The sequence below is a fragment of the Alteromonas sp. W364 genome (assembly GCF_031846205.1).
In the GTDB taxonomy this organism is placed as follows: Bacteria; Pseudomonadota; Gammaproteobacteria; order Enterobacterales; family Alteromonadaceae; genus Glaciecola; species Glaciecola blandensis.
The window spans coordinates 25,472-44,060 of sequence record NZ_JAVRID010000008.1 but is presented as its reverse complement, the minus strand read 5'-3'; the positions used below and the strand labels follow the sequence as shown (position 1 = coordinate 44,060).

General features: G+C 42.8%; 17 protein-coding genes. 8 read left to right on the top strand and 9 right to left on the bottom strand.

The features are described 5' to 3' along the window. The first annotated feature begins 160 nt into the window (after positions 1–160). The 3 genes from RM556_RS13385 to RM556_RS13375 are packed head-to-tail and all read left to right on the top strand — an operon-like array spanning position 161 to position 3,567. Positions 161–1,807 (top strand): serine hydrolase domain-containing protein, encoded by a 1,647-nt coding sequence (locus RM556_RS13385; RefSeq protein ID WP_311374836.1) that lies wholly within the window; start codon positions 161–163, stop codon positions 1,805–1,807. Beyond that, positions 1,807–2,877, top strand: coding sequence for a histidine kinase (locus tag RM556_RS13380; protein WP_311374835.1), 1,071 nt, complete (start codon positions 1,807–1,809; stop codon positions 2,875–2,877). The genes RM556_RS13385 and RM556_RS13380 overlap by 1 nt, the downstream gene beginning before the upstream one ends. Continuing rightward, on the top strand, positions 2,878–3,567 hold the full coding sequence (locus RM556_RS13375; protein WP_311362182.1) for a LytTR family DNA-binding domain-containing protein: 690 nt from the start codon (positions 2,878–2,880) through the stop codon (positions 3,565–3,567). Positions 3,568–3,624: 57 nt separating this feature from the next. Here the strand turns inward: RM556_RS13375 and RM556_RS13370 are convergent, their stop codons facing one another. From RM556_RS13370 to RM556_RS13345, 6 genes are all read right to left on the bottom strand, one after another. Next, complete coding sequence (locus RM556_RS13370; RefSeq protein WP_311374834.1) at positions 3,625–4,548, bottom strand: hypothetical protein; 924 nt, start codon at positions 4,546–4,548, stop codon at positions 3,625–3,627. Then, positions 4,545–5,447 (bottom strand): ABC transporter ATP-binding protein, encoded by a 903-nt coding sequence (locus RM556_RS13365; RefSeq protein ID WP_311374833.1) that lies wholly within the window; start codon positions 5,445–5,447, stop codon positions 4,545–4,547. The genes RM556_RS13370 and RM556_RS13365 overlap by 4 nt, the downstream gene beginning before the upstream one ends. Next, complete coding sequence (locus tag RM556_RS13360) at positions 5,447–5,809, bottom strand: GntR family transcriptional regulator (protein WP_311362179.1); 363 nt, start codon at positions 5,807–5,809, stop codon at positions 5,447–5,449. The genes RM556_RS13365 and RM556_RS13360 overlap by 1 nt, the downstream gene beginning before the upstream one ends. Positions 5,810–6,172: 363 nt before the next feature. Beyond that, entirely contained in the window at positions 6,173–6,547 is a 375-nt protein-coding gene (locus RM556_RS13355) for a VOC family protein (RefSeq protein ID WP_311362178.1), read from the bottom strand. 95 nt (positions 6,548–6,642) lie between these two features. Further along, the gene (locus RM556_RS13350) at positions 6,643–8,250 is read right to left on the bottom strand and encodes a glycoside hydrolase family 16 protein (RefSeq protein WP_311374832.1); all 1,608 of its coding nucleotides are present in this window, start codon (positions 8,248–8,250) and stop codon (positions 6,643–6,645) included. A gap of 175 nt (positions 8,251–8,425) precedes the next feature. Beyond that, positions 8,426–9,799, bottom strand: a complete 1,374-nt coding sequence (locus tag RM556_RS13345; protein ID WP_311362176.1) for a methyl-accepting chemotaxis protein — start codon at positions 9,797–9,799, stop codon at positions 8,426–8,428. Positions 9,800–10,153: 354 nt separating this feature from the next. Here RM556_RS13345 and RM556_RS13340 point away from each other — a divergent pair, with 354 nt between their 5' ends. The 5 genes from RM556_RS13340 (at position 10,154) to RM556_RS13320 (ending at position 15,806) form a co-directional block, all read left to right on the top strand. Beyond that, on the top strand, positions 10,154–11,344 hold the full coding sequence (locus RM556_RS13340; protein WP_311374831.1) for an acyltransferase family protein: 1,191 nt from the start codon (positions 10,154–10,156) through the stop codon (positions 11,342–11,344). A gap of 87 nt (positions 11,345–11,431) precedes the next feature. Further along, positions 11,432–12,676, top strand: coding sequence for a gephyrin-like molybdotransferase Glp (gene glp / locus RM556_RS13335; protein ID WP_311374830.1), 1,245 nt, complete (start codon positions 11,432–11,434; stop codon positions 12,674–12,676). A 13-nt stretch (positions 12,677–12,689) separates the two neighbouring features. Next, complete coding sequence (gene moeB, locus RM556_RS13330) at positions 12,690–13,472, top strand: molybdopterin-synthase adenylyltransferase MoeB (protein ID WP_311374829.1); 783 nt, start codon at positions 12,690–12,692, stop codon at positions 13,470–13,472. Positions 13,473–13,479: 7 nt separating this feature from the next. Continuing rightward, a complete protein-coding gene (locus tag RM556_RS13325; RefSeq protein WP_311374828.1) occupies positions 13,480–14,643 on the top strand; it encodes a DNA glycosylase AlkZ-like family protein in 1,164 nt (387 codons plus the stop codon). Positions 14,644–14,744: 101 nt separating this feature from the next. After that, a complete protein-coding gene (locus RM556_RS13320) occupies positions 14,745–15,806 on the top strand; it encodes a metal-dependent hydrolase (RefSeq protein ID WP_311374827.1) in 1,062 nt (353 codons plus the stop codon). 116 nt (positions 15,807–15,922) lie between these two features. Here RM556_RS13320 and RM556_RS13315 read toward each other — a convergent pair whose 3' ends face one another. The 3 genes from RM556_RS13315 to RM556_RS13305 form a co-directional block, all read right to left on the bottom strand. Then, positions 15,923–17,293 (bottom strand): MATE family efflux transporter, encoded by a 1,371-nt coding sequence (locus RM556_RS13315; RefSeq protein WP_311374826.1) that lies wholly within the window; start codon positions 17,291–17,293, stop codon positions 15,923–15,925. A 96-nt stretch (positions 17,294–17,389) separates the two neighbouring features. Further along, entirely contained in the window at positions 17,390–18,070 is a 681-nt protein-coding gene (locus tag RM556_RS13310; RefSeq protein WP_311374825.1) for an SDR family oxidoreductase, read from the bottom strand. 41 nt (positions 18,071–18,111) lie between these two features. Then, the gene (locus RM556_RS13305) at positions 18,112–18,531 is read right to left on the bottom strand and encodes an MAPEG family protein (RefSeq protein ID WP_311362168.1); all 420 of its coding nucleotides are present in this window, start codon (positions 18,529–18,531) and stop codon (positions 18,112–18,114) included. Between the last annotated feature and the right edge of the window lie 58 nt (positions 18,532–18,589).

Sequence of the window (18,589 nt, the reverse complement as noted above, 5' to 3'; positions counted from 1 at the left end):
TCCTTAAACACAGTGTTAAATGGCATCAATAAGCCTAATCAAGATACTCTAAGCTAAGCTTTCCCGTTTGTCACTTCTATTGACCGCTGGTCATATTTTTATTTCTTCATCAAAATATTTGAGTACAGTGATAGCGTCCAGTAAAGAAAAAGGAATCGAAATGAAGAAAGTGACTAAGATAGCATCTCTGTTTATTCTTGCGCTTGCCATCCAATTAATGGCATTGCCACTTACTTATGCTAGCGAAAAAAACACATATGATGGAATGTGGCGAGGCGAACTACAAATATCAAAAGGGGTTAAACTTGCCATAGGTATTGAAATTAGTGAGAACAATAAAACACTCACCATCAATAGCCCCAATCAAGGAATGCATGACCGAGATCCAAGCCGCTTCACTATTGACGGTCAGAGTATTTCTTTCTTTGACGAGGGTTTAAGTGCGACCTTTGAAGGTAAAGTAGTTGACGACAAACTTGAAGGCACTTTTACTCAAGGCAAAACGATGCCTTTAGTGCTTCACAAATTATCTAAAGACGACTTAAATAGAATGTCATTTGAAGGTAAGTACATTGGCGACTTAAAAATCAATGCAAGCAGCACGCTTCCCCTAGCTTTGCATATTGCTGTGATCAAAGACGGCTATTCTGCAGCACTTGATAGCCCTGCACAAAATAGCTTTGGGATCCCAGTAAACGAAATATCGATAGATACGCAAAAATTAAGCTTTACGTCAGAGATTCTAGGCGCTAAATTTTCTGGCGCGAAAAGCAGTGAAGGCTACGCAGGCACATTTGTGCAAGGCATGCCAATGCCACTTACCTTGAGCAAGGTCAATAATAAAAATGCTCACTTACAATTTAAGCCGGCTGAGTTTGGTGAAAAAGGTGGGAGCGTAGCCGTGATAGAAAATGGCAAGATCACTAACCGGTTTTGGGGTGAGCATGGCCCAACGACACAATATGAAATAGGCTCAATTAGTAAAACCTTTACTGCGTATCTGTTGGCAAAACAAGTAGTAGAGGGCCAGCTCGAATTACAAACTACAGTTGACCGTTTTTTTGAAAATGCATCTCCTATTTCTATGCAAGCACTAGCGACTCATACGAGCCGCTTGGAGCGCAATCCTCCTAGCCTACAAAAAAGCATGGATCCACAAAACCCATTCAAGCATATTACGCGCGAAATGTTGCAGGAAGATTTGCTTGCGCCAACGTACTTACCGGAAGAAAACAAACATGAATATTCTAATTTCGCCTTCGCTGTTTTAGGTGAGGCACTGGCGATTAACCGCAATACAGATCTCGCTAATGAAATGCAAACACATATCTTCGACGTGTTTAAAATGGACAATAGCTACCTCTCGGTTGACACTGTTCCTGAGATAAATAATCCGGCAAAAAGTATGGCGCAAGGTCATAATGCCTCAGGTTTAGCCGTGCCTAAATGGACATTGGGTGCTGCGTCTGGTGCAGGTGCAGTAGTTTCAAGTCTTGACGATATGATTAAATACGCTGAATATATGATGCTGATGTCGACGGAACAGAACGCACTTGCCAAGTTGCTATTCACACCCTACACGCCCACCGCCGGTAAATTTGAACAAGGATTAGGCTGGATGCTTATGAAAGACGATAAAGGACAAACATATGCTTGGCACAACGGAATGACAGGCGGGTTCAGTACTTTCATGGGCTTTTATTTGGATGGGTCAAGAGCCGTTATCATGTTGAACAATCAAGCGAGTAGTTTTGACCAAAAAGCGCATCAACTGCTAACTCGTGACAAATCTCTACAGAGTATTTAATGCAAAGCAGATATGTACACTACTATCAGCTCTTAGCTTGGCTATCGGTATTTTCGGTAATAACAGGCAGTATTCACTTCACTAGAGGCTTGGCCCACCAAGAAATTTATTTTGCGATCACTCTGATTTTTGGAACCGGACTGTATTCTTACGTCAGCCGTTATGGTTTCAAACGCTTCTTCAACACTGCAAACATATTTTATCAAGTCATATACTTCATCGTTCAATCGATGCTGGGAGCGAGTTTCGGTACATCCCTTATGGTGCTTTGCATCCTGCTATTCATCTACTTTGGCTCAGTGCCTCCGATCCCTGAAGGTATGCATTGGTTCGCTATTAAAACGATGTTTTGGGGTAATTGGTATAATATGTTTGGCGCTTCGTTGTTCTGGTCAGTAGTGTACCTTTTGCTGACAAAAGTTCGCCAGCTTTACGCGATAAAAGAAGCGTTAGCCAGCAGTCAATTAGAAGTATTGTCGCAACAATTGAACCCGCACTTCTTGTTCAATACCTTAAACAACATACGCGCCAGTATTTTAGAAGAGCCTCACAAAGCTAGAGATTCACTCGCTCAATTATCGGACATGTTACGTTATTCATTGGAGCAGCACCAAAGTGCAAAAGTACGCCTTGAGAAAGAGCTTGAGATTCTGCAGGAATATATCGCCTTATGTAAAATACAATATGAAGATCGATTAAGGTTTGAGAGTGAGGTAAGTGACGAGGCTCAATGCGCATTGATACCAAAAATGCTGTTACAGTTGTGTGTTGAAAATGCAATCAAGCATGGCGTAGCGCGCTTGGTCGATGGCGGTGTTATTTCTCTTAAAATAACAATCGAGCAAGCAAACGCACTGCATATTCATGTCAGTAATCCGCTGCCAAAAGTGAATGAAAATATCTCGACTCAATCAAACGCAGGCATCGGAATAAAGAATATTCGCCGACGGTTAGCGCTGTTATATCCCAAAAATAGTGTCGTGTCCCCGTCACTATCACTGTCCTACGATAATGGTTTCGCTACTGTGAGTATCGTTCTTCCCTTAGAACAATTTGAGGAAAAGAAATAAATGCGCATTGCCATTGTTGATGACAGCCGCTTGGCAAGACTCGAACTAAAACAGCAAGTGCTGGCGATAGGCAATGTTGAAGTTGTTGCTGAGGCTGCTAACGTGCAAGATGCACTTGAGATTTTGAGGCACAACACTATCGATTTACTCTTGCTTGATATTGATTTGCCTGATGGTGACGGTTTCGATATTTTGGAGCAGTGCCAAGAAATGCCACAAGTGATCTTCGTGACAGCATTCAATGAACATGCAATCAAATCATTTGAATACAATGCGCTCGATTACTTATTAAAACCCGTGCGTCAAGAACGCTTGGAAAAGGCTTTGTCAAAAGTGCGAGTCCAAAAGGAGACTCTTAGTCCTGAAAAACGTATTTTTATTAAAGATAGAGACGAATGTTATTTTGTGAGCGTGGACGAGATCTTCGCTTTTGAGGCTTTAGGAAATTACACAAAAGTCTATTTTGATAAAGCATCGCCATGCGTTCACCGGCCTATCAGTGCTATCCATGAACGTTTAGATCACGATTTATTTTTTAAAGCGAGTAGAAGCTGGCTAGTCAATACGCACTTTATAGAATCTATAGATGCAATGGAGAATGGCTCGCTTCAGGTCGCACTGAAAAACGGCCTGAAGGTGATTATTTCCAAAAGACAAACCAGCGAATTTAAAAGACTGTGGGCCTTGTAGCTCAGATTGCATGAGTGCAAGCTGAGCCAAGCTAGAACGTTTGTTTTACTGTGCTCTCTACTCGTGGCTGCGATTTACTCTCAACCAATACGTTGCCCCCATAAAGACAGCACCTAAACCCAAGGGAATCATACCCACTTTACTCATAATCGCTTTGGGAATTAAATCAGGTGTAAAACCGTCATTTTCAAACGTAAATCGTATGCCATTCTCAGCAAGCAATTCTGGGCTAATCGAAAGATAGTCTCTTAATGCATAAACAAAAAAGAAATCGCCACTATTGAACACTTTCACTATGACGACTTCAGCCAGCATTACGAATACAATCGGCAGAAGCGCCCATAAAAACGGTGCTCGACCTGCAATCATAGATGCCAACATTAACCATGCAAATATTGGAAACATCCACAAGGTCATTGGAATAATGCTTAAGAAAACACTGATAATTGGAGTGAGCAAATTCACCGATGAGGCAAACTGCCAAACGCCAATATCAGGGCCTGATAGGGTAATCGACATTAGGATCAGAAAGAAACTAAACCCAACAAAAATTAAGGCCATAGCCGCCAAAATGAAAGTGATGGGTATAACGAGAGCACCAGTGACGAATTTCACAATGATATTTTGCAAATCTGAAACTGGTAACGAACGCCAAAAATAAATCGATAAGTCTCGTCGCTCGTCAAACAAACAGGATAAGAAATAGCGCAGCTGAGATAGGCCAGCAATCGATAGAAATATCCCCATCACAACTTGAACAAGAAGGAAGCCAAAACGATCAAGTTGTTCGCTAGCATCAGGATATTGCGCCAGTTTAATTAAGTTACCTATATTCTCCATTTGGTAGTCATTGGCCGTAAGGAGTTCAAATGCTAGCAGCACGAAGAACAAGGCTGCCATGACAATCGGGGTCCATACAAAGGTCTTTTGAGATTCCCAAATTTCGCGTTGAAAGCTACTTTTTATTTGCTGATAGTTCATGCGTTCTCTCCTTCGACTTCTTTCTCGCCAACAACTTGCTCTTTCGACATCAAACCAACAAAAATATCTGCTAACGACGCTTTTTGAACTTTACCCAAGTCTGCAAGTGGCACATGATTTTCTGGTAGCTGATTGAGATCGATTAACATACTGTGCAAACCCATCATGCTCGTGGAGTACAGTGGCTTTAAACTTTGCGCTGTAGCCAGGTGTTCATTATCGACGGCTAATAATTGATAGCGAGCATTTAGATCTTCGCAACTTTCAGCCAACACAATTTCGCCATCGCGGATAAAAGCGACATCAGTCAGAATATTTTCAATTTCTTCAATCTGATGCGTGGTCACTACAATGCATTTTTCTTCGGTGTAAAACTCTTCCAGAAGATGGGTGTAGAATTGGCGTCTAGTAAGAATATCAAGCCCCAGTGTTGGTTCATCTAATACCAAGACCTTCGCGTCGACAGCCAAGACCAAAGCTAAATGTAATTGTGTCACCATACCTTTGGATAGCGTTTTCACTTTAGACGACAAGCTAATATTCGTTTTTGCGATGAATGCTTTGGCTTTTTGAATATCGAAGTTAGGATGAACGCCCTCCATGTAACTCAACGCATCGGAAACTTTTAACCAAGAAGGTAAGACGGCGACATCGGAAATATAGGCGACGTCTTTCAACATATTGATACGCTGTTTTCGCGGGTTAAAAGAACAGACTTCTATATTGCCTTCATAGCTTGTTAAGCCCAACATAGCGTGAAGACAAGTACTTTTGCCTGCCCCATTAGGCCCAACTAAACCTAAGATTTGACCCGGCATTACAGAAAGGTTGAGATTCTTCAATACCGGTTTCTTACCGTAACTCTTACTCAGCCCGGTCATTCTAATTAAGGCTTCCATTATTTCCCCTCCTTTTGTGCGCTCAGCAGTTGTTCAGCAGATAGTTTGAGACGAGCGATTTGCTCTAACACGACAGGCCACTCTTTTTCTAAAAAGTGACTGCGTTCTCTTGCCAATATGAGTTCTTGAACACCTGCTTTTACAAATAGACCTAAACCACGCTGTTTTTCAACAATTTGCTCGTCTTGTAACATCTGATATGCCTTAGAAATGGTGACCGGATTAAGTTGATATTCTGCAGCTACTGTCCTAACAGATGGTAAGGCTTCACCTTCAGTAATGTTGCCATCTAGAATCCGACGAATGACTTGCTGATAAAGTTGTATGTAAATAGGGATATCGTTATCCCATTGTTTAGACATAGGTCTTTCCTCGTCATAGTTGTTTTAATTACCGACTATAGTTAAGTGTTCAACACAAGTGATAGAAGCGAAACTAGGTGTCATACATCACCAACACACCAATACTTAATAGTGTTATACATCACTAACACACCTTAGGCAAGTTTTTATTATCGGTGTTTATGCTTGGCTTCTAATTTTTGACAGGGTTTTGCAGGTTGCTCACTTGACTGAGGACTCTCTACTGACCGTTGCTGAAGTTGCTTTTAAAAGAAAAAGCATGTGCGCTTTCACCATTTTCACGAAGGTGCATCAGTCTAGCAATCGCCAGATGAAGCCTAGACTAGATTCGGCGATTGCATTGCTGTTCCTTGTGTAAATGCACTATGTTTGAGAGTGCAGTCCAATCATGTTGCCTTCAGTATCGCACACTAAGGAGATAAAACCATATTCACCAATAGACATTTTCTCTCTTTCAATTTTGCCACCAGCGTCGAGCACTCGAGACTGCTCAATGGCACAATCATCGCACGAGAAATACACCATCGTGCTGCCACCAGACGGAACACCTTTCATATGCACCAGCGCGCCACTGGCACCATAAGTTTCATAATTAGATGGAAAAGCCATCATCTGTACCGAGTCATCTGTCGGGTCAGTAATTGATTCAAAACTTGTTAGTAGTACTTTTTCATAAAAGGCAGTTGCTCGAGCCATATCCTGAACATATATTTCAAACCAACCTACTGGATTTTGCATGTCGTTCTCCTTTGCTTTATTGGAATATTTCCAAGCAAAGTATAGAACAATAAATAAACATTGTTATTTTAGTCAACTTACCGCAAAACGCAGAACTAGGCTTTAGTGAATACCGTTCGACGGCGAATCAAAGCAAGACAAGAAAACAATAAAACCAAAGGTAGTGATGTCGCGCCGCCACTCGATTCAGTATCAATTGGCGCTGGCTCAGGCTCTACTGCAGGCGGTGTTGCTGGCGGTGCAGGCGGTGGATTAGCGGTTTGCGTTTCAGCGACAAAAAGTAGATTATCTAAAAACACTGTACCGTTCCCTTCTATTTTCAACTGAAAAAGGTTGGTCAAATCAACGCCATCAAAAACGGAAATTGGAATAGCCACTGATTGCCAGCTCTGCTGTTCAATTTCAATATCATAGGCAATTTCAACTGGACCAGGGCTGATTAAGTAAACGCGTAGCTGAGTAGCATCCTTGGTCCAATAGTCCAGACGAAATTCAGCCATGTTAGAAACATCTTGTTTGTTTTGGTCAAAGTCCGTGCCTTGGTAGTTCAAGTTTTGGTACTTCAAAACCGTATTGTCTTGTATCTGAATTTGGCTAACTTGCGTCACCTGGTTCCAGTTAGGATTGTAATTTATATCCGCAATATTCTGGTAACTATCACTGAATAAGGAAATCACATTCACTGACTCTTCAGACGGTTCTGGAGCCGCTTCGTTGGGTTGTTGCTGCACTTCACATCCATCTGCATCAACCTCTGTATTTGCCTCTGTATTTGGACATAAATCATCAGCATTAACGACACCGTCACCGTCATCATCAAGCGCTACTGGTGTGCTTTCGTTGCAGTATTGTCTTTCGTTTGCGCTTGAAGCAACGCAGTGTGCAATATAATCAACTTCTAAAGTCGCGCTGGTAAGTTCAGGATCAACCGCCCCTCCAAGGTTGCCACCGACAGCAACATTGATTAAGGCAAACATAGGTTCTTTGTACTGTGGGCATTCACTTAGGTTGTGTTGCGCAACCACGTTGTCATTCATATAGAAGGTGATGTCCTGTGCAGTCCACTCTATCGCGTAGCGATTAAACACCATGACATCTGGAGCGCCACCAGGATAAGCAGGACGAACTTCACCTCCGCAGTTGTGAACGTTAAAGAAATTGGTTATGTATGAATCACCAGAGTTAGAAAACCACTCCCAAACGTCAATTTCACCTGCCCCGGGGTTCGGCCAATTAACATTGTCGTTATCACCTTTTATCGGATTTTCAGCAATCCGATTCTCTAGCATCCAAAAAGCAGGCCAAGTTCCACCTCGGAGCTCTAAGAATCGCAGCCGCGTTTCCAAACGTCCATATAAAAACTCAGCTTTGTCTTTACTGTTTAAGCGACCCGATGTCCACGTTCTACTAGCACCACTTTGACCCGGGCAGTCGATATTCTGTTTACGCGCAATAATCTTAAGCGTGCCATCGGATACATCATAGTTTTTTAACGCTGAACTATCATCATCGGTATAACACTGTATTTCATTGTTATAGTTGGCTTGTATTTGTGCGGTCCAGTTGTCCCAATTGACACTGTCACCGTCAAAGCGATCAATCCAAGACACTTCCCAACCAGCGTATGATTTTGCTGAAGCTAAAAAGTAAATACTGCCAGCCAGCAGAACACGGGCTCCTAATCTAACAAGATTTTTTTTCATCGTTTTCTACACTGCCGAAGCCTGAAGGGTTTTGTTAAAACGATGTTAAATTGGCATTCTTTGCTTTACAAGCGACCTGAGTCAAAGCGCCATAAAAATGCGACCACGGGGGTCGCTTGAGTTGAAAGGTACTGCAGATTAGGTTGTTATGAAACAGTTTTCATGGCGCTAATCACTAGACATGTTCAAGTTTCCTCAATAGCGCTAAAACGTGCCTTGAAGCTTGCTCAACTTTTTGAATTTCTTGTAAAGCCATCCCAATATTTCCTGCATTATACAAATCGACAGAACGCTTACCATGAGCATGAACCAAGCGATGTGGCTCTTCCAGTTGAGCAAAGGCCGGATGGGAGCGGAGTTCAGGTGTATTCACTTTGTCATACCAGAGGCCAAGTCTACAGCTGTGATGATCTGCCAGTTCATGTGAGCTCAAACCTTCTTTACCCGCAATCATATTTACCAAACGCTTTTTCCATATGACATGATCAGACTGGGCCAGTTTAACTATTTTTCCGCGAATATTTAGTTCAGAAACGGCCAGAATTTCTTGATTGATATGCGACTGGATTGACTCAATTGATTCAACAATGTTGTCAGTACTTGCCACGCTTTTATCTGAATGCATAGCAATAGTGTTTATGCCTTTCGCTACTTCTTCCGAGGCTTGTGATTGTTCGCTTAGCGCTAATGATATTTGAGATGTGTTCTCCGACACTGCTTTGAACTGATCAACCATTGTATTCATTTCGGAATCAGCTAGGTTGATAGAGCTTTGCCCCTCCTCCACCATAGCTTGGCTTTGTCCAAGAGATTTCATAATACCCGCAACTTCGCTTTCGTAATTATTGATCAATTTAGTAATTTGAGCGGTGGCGTCTTCAGAACGACCTGAGAGCAAGTGAATTTCCTGTGCAATAACACCAAATCCACGCCCCTGATCGCCAGCGCGAGCGGCTTCAACCGAAGCATTCATTGACAGTATATTAGACTGAAATGCTATGCCTTTTATTTGGTCGGAAATATCCCTTACTTGTTTTGTAAAATGAGTCAGCCCAGTCAGCTTTGCGCTATTTTCAGCAACAGACGCCTTTATTTCGTCGAATGTTTCAACTGCCTTACCGAGAGTTCCTAGTACTTTTTCAACCGCATTAAATGAATTCGTTGTGCCTTGATCAATACTCTCACTGTATTGTTTAACTTCACCAACAGAGGCTCTCATTTCTTCCGCAGCAGAGGCAATTCTTTGAGAGAACGCAGCAACATTTTTTAAATCGTAAAGTAATTGGGCTGCTGCAATTGAAGCCTCATTATTATTAATTGAAAGGTCAACCACCCTATTTAAATCATTCCTAGCATTTTCCCCCAGCTTTTCGATAAGTCTTTGTAACTTTTGGCCTAGCGCCGTTGAAGTATCGGCCTGAATCGAATAATCGCCCTCTATGAGTGCGTCTATTATGGAAGATGTCGCTATGATTTCGCGTGACTCTGCACTAACAGTTGGGTCATCGTTCGTTGAACTCGGTTCGCTATAGCTTGAATATGATTGCATGGAGTTTTTTTAGTTTAAGTTATGCCTACGTTTTTAGCGGCAAATATAGTTGATTCTTTAGCGCTAAACTAACAATACTATGCAAAGTCGATTTGATTGTGCATACTTATCACAACAGGCGGGTAATTAACCAAACGCGTCTTAGTACCTAAGAGAGAAGGCCCATGATTCAGTAAAAGTTATGTAATCAATGTATGAAACAAATGTCGACATTTCACCTGAAGTTGACTCGATGTTTAACATTATCATCGTCGGAGTAAGCGGTCTGACTTGACTGACTACCTGCACGACCAATAACTTTTATTAAAAGGAGAACCCCTTATGGGACCGGTCTCTAACTCACGAATTCACTACATGGATAACATCAGAGCATTTGCAATGCTTCTGGGTGTTTTCTTTCATGCATCTCTGGCATACAGCCCTCTAATGAGCCAAGTATGGATGTCGGCAAGCACTGACAATGCAAGCTACATCGACTTTGTTGCTTTTTATACACATGGTTGGCGAATGCCTTTGTTTTTCTTGGTTGCTGGCTTTTTCGGCGCCTTACTTTATAAGAAGCGAGGCGCAAGCGCTGTAATCAAAAACCGAAGTCTGCGTATAGCGCTACCTCTTATCATTTTTTTACCTCTGATCACTATTGCTGTTGTCACCATATTCTCATGGGCGGCACAATCGGTATCGAACCCTTCACCAATGTTAGGGTTAATTACCGGTATGCTGAATAATCCAGATGCGCCAAAGCCGCCGCTTAGCACTATGCATTTATGGTTTCTATATTATCTGATTTGGTTTTATGCACTGACCTTGATGTTTCTTTTCGTTTATCGAAAACTCAATCTTAAAGCAATTGATTGGCATACACCTGTCATAAAGCACCCCATTGTATTTTTACTCTTGCTACCTTTGGTGCTCGTTCCTTCAATGTTGACCCAATTTTCCCCCTTACCAGCACCTGAGCAGCTCAGTCCGGCACTTTGGGCTTTTGGCTTCCATGGGGTTTTCTTTATACTAGGTTGGGGTATTTATAATCAGCCCCGTGTGCTAGATGCTATTCAGCCGTTTATGTGGCCTTTGTTGATCATTGGACTGGCCTACTACATCATCTACTATTCATTTATGCCGAGTTCATTCACTATTATGGATGCGATGCATAACCTCACAAACAGTCCAGATGTAGACTTGAATCAAACAATAAAAGCCAGCGCAGAAGCCTACTTGTCTATGTATACGGTGCTAGCGGTTTTATTGGTAGGAAAGCGCTTTTTTGACCGACAGAGTCAGGTCGCTCAATTTGTCTCACGCTCGTCTTACTGGGTATATATCATTCATTTACCCTTGGTATGGATTTTACAGTTCTTGCTACTCGATACCGATCTACCAATGCTAGTCGAATTTGCCATCAGTGCTTTTGGCACCATCGCGATTGGTATGCTGACTTATGTTTTGTTTGTCTCATGGTCTCCGATTGGTTGGTTGCTAAACGGGCGGCAAAAATCTACATGTATCGATAAGCCAGTACGTTCTCCTGAGAAACATGGGTGAAAGCAGATGAAATTATTTGCTTAAACGGGCATATTAGACGGCTATAAAACGTAGCAAAAAAAGTGCTGCCAAAAAGGAGAACGAAGCATGGCGTGGAATTGTGATACTGACGGTTTACTGCCCGTATCTAAAGCAAAAGAGATTATATTAGGCGCCATTAATGTGGTGAAGGAAATCGAAGAGGTTTCACTAGATGATGCTCTTAATCGTGTGCTTGCTGTGGATGTTTCATCTCCAATCAATGTGCCCGCTTATGACAACTCTGCGATGGATGGTTACGCACTACGACACGAAGACTTGACCAACACTTCTCAGTTTCAGTTGGTTGGCAAAAGCTTCGCAGGGAACGCTTTTTCGCACCGTATTGAGTCTGGTGAATGCGTAAGGATCATGACTGGGGCTGAACTCCCAGAGGGTGCAGACACCGTCATTATGCAAGAAAATGCCGAAGTCGAAGGAGACTCCGTATCATTCACAGTGGCGGTTGATAAGGGTGAGGCCGTGCGTCCCAAAGGCGATGATATTCGAGAAGGCGCAAGTGTCCTTCAGTCTGGTAAAAAGCTGTCCCCTATTGATATTGGCTTACTTGCTTCTTTAGGCTGTGACAAAGTTGAAGTGTATCGCAAAATCAAAGTTGCCGTGTTTTCTACGGGTGATGAATTACTTTCGGTCGGCGAAGCGGCGCGCAGCGATCGTATCTTTGATACTAATCGGCCAATGCTAAAAGCAATGCTGACAAGCTTGGGAGCCGAGGTCATTGATTTGGGGATTATCCCCGATGATAGAGCACTCATTCAACAAACCTTTGAACGAGCCGACCAAGAAGCAGATTGCGTTATTACGAGTGGCGGTGTGTCAGTGGGTGAAGCGGATTACACTAAAGAAGTCTTGGATGAATATGGCGATATTGATTTTTGGAAACTCGCTATCAAACCCGGTAAACCATTGGCATTTGGGCGTTTAAAAAAGAGTGTGTTTTTTGGCTTGCCTGGCAACCCAGTTTCCAGCGCAGTGACCTTTGACCAAATTGCGACACCAGCGCTCAAATGCATGGCTGGGCAACTACCTTCTTCGGGCATTCAGTTGCAAGCCGAGGCAAGCTCCGTATTTAGAAAAAGACCTGGGCGTGCCGACTACCAAAGAGCCACCTTCTTCACCAATGATGAAGGCCTTTTATGTGTGCAAAGTGCTGGCTCTCAGAGCTCAGGTGTATTGTCTTGCTTCTCTAACAGCAATTGTTATGCCCTGATTGAGCAAGAGCGTGGACGTGTAGAGATTGGTGAAAACCTCACAATTCTGCCGTTTAGCTCACTCATTCAGTCATCAGATTGAGAAGGCGTAGATAATGACAAAAAGTATTAGCACTAGAGAAGCGATGCGCTACTCCAGACAAATTTCCTTGCAAGGTTTTGATTTGGAAAAGCAGGAATTGTTACTAAATAGTAAAGTGCTGACCATTGGTGCTGGCGGATTAGGTTGCGCTGCAGCCCAATATCTGGTCGCCGCTGGCATTGGCGAATTAACCATTGTTGATGATGACATTGTTGAACTGTCCAATATACAGCGGCAAGTACTCCACTTTGAAGCCAATATAGGCAAAAAGAAAGTATCATCTGCAAAATCGACGCTAGAACAAATAAATCAAGGTGTTCAACTCAACACGATAGATTACCGCCTAGACACCGACGCTTTATCGGCAGCAATTGAGCAACATAATCTGGTTTTGGATTGCACCGATAATTTGCAATCACGCAATGATATAAACCGCCTTTGCTATAGGTACAAAACAGATCTGGTCTCTGGTGCCGCGATTCGGATGGAAGGCCAAGTCTTTTGCGTGTCGCCCAGAGTGAATTCAGCATGTTATGCCTGTATTAGTCAGTTTTTCGGAGAACAAGAATTAACTTGTGTAGAGTCAGGTGTGATGTCACCGGTGGTTGGACTCATTGGCGCATACCAAGCTCTTGAAGCCATTAAATTGCTTACCTCGTACGGCAAGGTAAACATCAATCAGCTTCACCTTTTCGATGCTATGAATTCGCAGTGGCAAAGCATCGGCGTAAAGCCAAACGCCACTTGTTCCGTATGCTCAGTCGAGAACGGCGATACAGAAAGCAGATTGGATTAAATCCGCGATGACCAAAGTTCTCCGACGGCTTGCACTGCAAACACAGGGCTTAGCGCGAAAACCCGCATTTTCGAAAGGTTTGCAAGGAACACTTCAAGCAATAGAGCATTTAGGCTATGTACAAATAGATACCATCTCTGTTATCGAGCGAGCTCATCACCACATTTTGTGGAGCAGAGTGCCCGATTATCAGCCATCTTATTTAAATGAATTAGTCGCCAATAAGCAGGTGTTTGAATATTGGTATCATGCCGCGGCTTATTTACCAATGCGTGATTATCGCTTTGCGCTACCTGCTATGGAAGACGTGCGCAACAACAAGAATCGTTATTATAACGGCACTGACCCTAGCTTATTGAAATCGATACTGGCGCGCATTGAGCAACACGGCCCAACCCGCTTGAGAGATATCGAAAAACAGAATGAAAATACCGGTGACTGGTGGAACATGGGCCCAAGTCGTAGAGCCTTTGAGCGGCTTTTTATGCAAGGCGATATCATGATTTGCGCGCGCGAAGGGATGGAGAAAGTATTCGACTTACGAGAGCGCTGCCTGCCAGACAATATTGATTTATCAATGCCCAGTGTTGAAGAGTATGCCAAGTACCTATTCGAAAATACTATGAAAGCCCATGGCATTTTCACCAAGAAACAACTCCTCCATTTAAAAACCGGCAAACCTATTCGCGATGCTATGCAAGCGATTATCGACACCAAACTACGATCTGGTGAAATTGAATCCATTCAAAATAAAAACCACCCCGATACTTATCATCACATAGAAAATAAGGCAGCAAGTCTGCGCTTTCAAAACACGGTCAAAGTACTTTCCCCCTTCGACAATGTACTTATTCATCGAGACCGCCTGAACGCCTTGTTTGGCTTTGACTACAAACTTGAATGTTATGTTCCACCAGCTAAAAGACAATATGGTTACTTCACCCTACCTGTATTATTCGGTGATCGCTTTGTCGCGCGCATCGATTGCAAGGCCCACAGAAAGCTAAAGCAGTTAGAAGTTATTAGTCTGCACCTTGAGAATGGCCAGCTAGCAAGCTCAAACAACGAGATGCCAGGCTTTATGCCTAAACTGATAGCAGAGCTAGAGCGCTTTGCTAAATTTAATAACTGCGATTCAATTAAGTATCCGTCTGCAAGTTTTGCGATCTAGCATCCCCTTACAAACATAAATTTAAATCAGAATGATGTGGTCTATTTCCTAGCATCCTCTAGTATCAAGGCTATACCAAAAATAAAGCAATAGTAGTAATTATGGATTCATTAACTCAAATCGCGCTTGGTGGAGCAGTCGGGTATGCGGTATTAGGGAATAAAATAGGCCGTAGGGCGATTTTGTACGGGGCTGCATTAGGCACTCTCCCTGACTTAGACGTTTTAATACCCTACGCTGGTGACGTTGAATCCTTCACTTATCATCGTGGCTTCAGTCATTCACTGTGGGTACACTTGTTGGTCAGTCCAATCATCGCTTGGCTATTAAGTGAGTTTCACCCAAACACTGCACATTTAAAGCTACGGTGGTTCGCCTTGGTGTTTCTCACTTTAAGCACGCATGCACTATTAGACAGCTTTACTGTGTATGGTACGCAATTGATGTGGCCACTGACTGAATATCCGTATGGTGTTTCCAACTTGTTTATCATTGACCCCTTATATACTCTGCCACTATTGATTGGTTTGGGCTTTGCTTTAGCACTCAAACAACCAAGTATTAGCGCGATAAGGGCCAATAAACTCGGCATAATTGCAAGCACGGCATACATTGCATGGAGCTTGAGTGCCAAGGTAATGATCGACCAAAAAGTCGAAATAGCAATGGAGGAAAAAGGAATAGGTGCTATCGCCTATGTCAGTACTCCTGCTCCACTAAATACCTTATTGTGGCGAGTCGTCGCTGTGTCAGAATCTGGTAATATGACTAAGTACCATGAAATTTATGCGTCGGTCTTCGATGAACCAAGTGAAGTGAGTTTCCAAGCTTATCCAAGTTCCCCCATGCTCCTCGATCCATTAAGTGATAACTGGGCAATCAATCGCTTAGCGTGGTTTACGAAAGGACTTTATTCAGTAAAGCGACAAGACGACAATATCATCATGTCTGACTTACGAATGGGCGTTGAGTGTAATTACGTATTTAACTTTGTGGTTGCTCAAACGGACGCTAAAGGTATTCAGGCTATAAATGCGAAAAAAGTGAGTGCGCGTCCAGATTTTGCGTCAGTGGGTAAAATTTGGGATCGAATTTGGGATCCAAGCGTTAATCTTAGCCCCACTGCGCCATGCAAACCGCTGCCTTTAGATGAGACAGACTAAGCATGATAAACCGGTATCATGCTCTTCTAATAACTAAAATTGGTCGAGCATAGAAGCATCAAGGGCAGTTTAAACTAGCGTGAAGTCATAAAGGTTAAACAGAGTCTATGTGCCAATTATTGGAAACTAAAGGCATTTGGCTCGCAGTCATTTTTTTTGGCTACTTTTAACCAATAAAGGGTGTATGTTGCCACAAAAATACCAGAGACAATGTTAGAAGCCGCTATCGCGTAAAATACCCATTGATAGTCAAACCAAAGCGTTGCGAGCCACGAGAGCGGTACATACAAAACGAAGCCTCGCACTAGATAATGCGCCAAGCCTGTCGTTGATTTTCCAAGCGCGTTAAATGCCGCCGCCGATATAATAACAAAACCATACCCGGCAATGCTTGAGCTCACTACCAACAAGTATGAGCTAGCAATGTCGGCAACTGAGCTATCTGAAGCGATAATGCTAGCGATCGATGGCGCTAAGAAATAGAGCCCAACGGTTACACTAAATGCCCAAATCAGAGTAATACTATAACAATACTTAATCGACTTAATAACACGCCCTTTTTGGTCAGCGCCCCAGTTTTGTCCAACAATGGGACCAATCGCAGCTGACAGTGCGAGTAGAGGAATACTGGCAAACGATTCTATTCTGGTGCCTACACCAAATGCAGCGACAACATTGTCCCCGTAGCTAGCCAATAATCCAGTAACGACCCCAATTGCTAGAGGATTAACCACACTACCTGCAGCAGCGGGTAGTGCTATTTTAATGACTTTAGTGACCGAATTAATAAATTGAGAGAGAGAAGGCAAGCATATCAACAACATGTCTTCATGTTTGTAGATAACATATAAGGCGAGCACGAATGTGAAAATTCTCGCGATAGCAGTACTAATGGCCGCTCCCTCTATGTGCATAGCAGGAACAGGTCCATAACCGAAAATGAAAAGAGGCGTTAAGCCAATATTGATTAATGCAGAGACCACCATAATTATCCCGGGCCACTTGGCATTGCCAACCGACCTTATAACCGCGTTTGCTACCATGGGAATAACTAAAAACGGCATAGATAAATACCAAATTTTCATATATTGGCTAATTAATGCGAGTGTCTCTCCCTTAGCACCCAATAAAGAAAAGAGCGGATCAACAGTAAAAAAGCCAATCGTACTCAACAATGTCACAAACAGTGAAGAAAAGATAAGGCTGTCGGTAGATAGGCGCTTAGCATGTGATTGTTCACCCTCCCCGATGGTTCGACTAACAATTGATGCAGCACCCGCGCCGAGTCCTGCGGATAAACTAGCAATTGCCATGGTTACAGGGAAGGTGAAACTTAAAGCAGCAAGCTCTTTGGTACCCAGTTTTCCCACAAAATAAGTGTCTACAAGTGAAATTGAAAATACCGCCGTAATACCAAGTAGCATAGGCGTACTTTGTTTGACTATTGCGTTGCGTATATCTGCTTTTGTTAGATCTATCGTTGCCACTAAGCCCTAGCCTCTGGTGGTTGATGCAAAAAAGAGCATAATTTTTTGAGAAAATGCACTGACCTAAAGATCAGTGCGATAACCTTGCTGTGTAGACTACTTCGTAGGCATCAACGTTATCTCGTCTATATTACATCGTTCATTTGTTGTTAACGAGTAGAGCACAGCGTCCGCGACGTCACGCGGATCCAGCTTATCTGGCTTAGCTTCATCAAAGAATTCGGTATTAACCATGCCAGGACAAATAGTGGTGCATCTACCGCCCCACTCTTTCATTTCTGCTGATAGGTTTTTACCAAAGCCATAAGCGAACCATTTGGTCGCACCATAAATAGACCCTTTCAGTGTGATCTTACCTGCAATTGAACTCGTGATAATGAAATGACCTTCTGTTTTACGTAAGTGTTTCATAGTCAATTTTGCTGTGTAGGTCAGTGCTTTGATATTGATATCTATCATTTTATCCCACTCCTGCGGGTCTCCACCCTCGGTGCCAGTTGCACTCACGCCCATGCCTGCATTTGCAAAAACCGCATCTAATTGTCCAAAATGCGCGACGCTTTTTTCGACCACTTGTTCTAGCTCATCTAACTTTGACGCATCAGCCTTAACGAAATAAGCATTGCTATCACCCAGCTCATCAACTAGCGCCTTTAATTTGTCTTCGCTTCGCGCTGTAAGAGCAACTTTGTACCCATGTTCAACGAGCACTCTTGCAGTTTCTCTACCGATACCACTTGACGCACCGGTGATTAAAATAATCTTTGAATTACTCATATTCCTATCCTTATTTTGTTTATTATCTTGGTTTACCGCAGCTAGATGAAAAGCGAGTAAGCAAGCAAACCTAGTAACGCCACATTGGCGAGTAAGCCCAACATAAAGAAATAGCTGCGAGGGCTTGGATTTTTCTCAGTCGCTATCGCGTAGTAAAGAGCCATATGTATGATCCTAGCAATGACATATACCCAAACCAGTACTCCGAACCACAGTCCCTGTTGGCCTATAGCAATGCCAAACAATACTGTAGCAACGAACAATAAGCTGTTTTCCAGTGTATTTTGGAAAGTACGATGTGCTCGGAATACAAAACTATCGTGCGATAAGTCTTGGTCAACTTTTCCAGGGACAGCGTTAGGCTGTTTAGCCTTAGAAAATGTGGCGACACCCCATTGCACCAAAACCATTATGAGGTACAGATAAAAAGCGATGTAAATAGATTGAGGTAACTTAGTCATAACCTTAATACTCCTTTGCTATTGCTACTGCAGCTAACAAGACGCCATCTCTCACAAT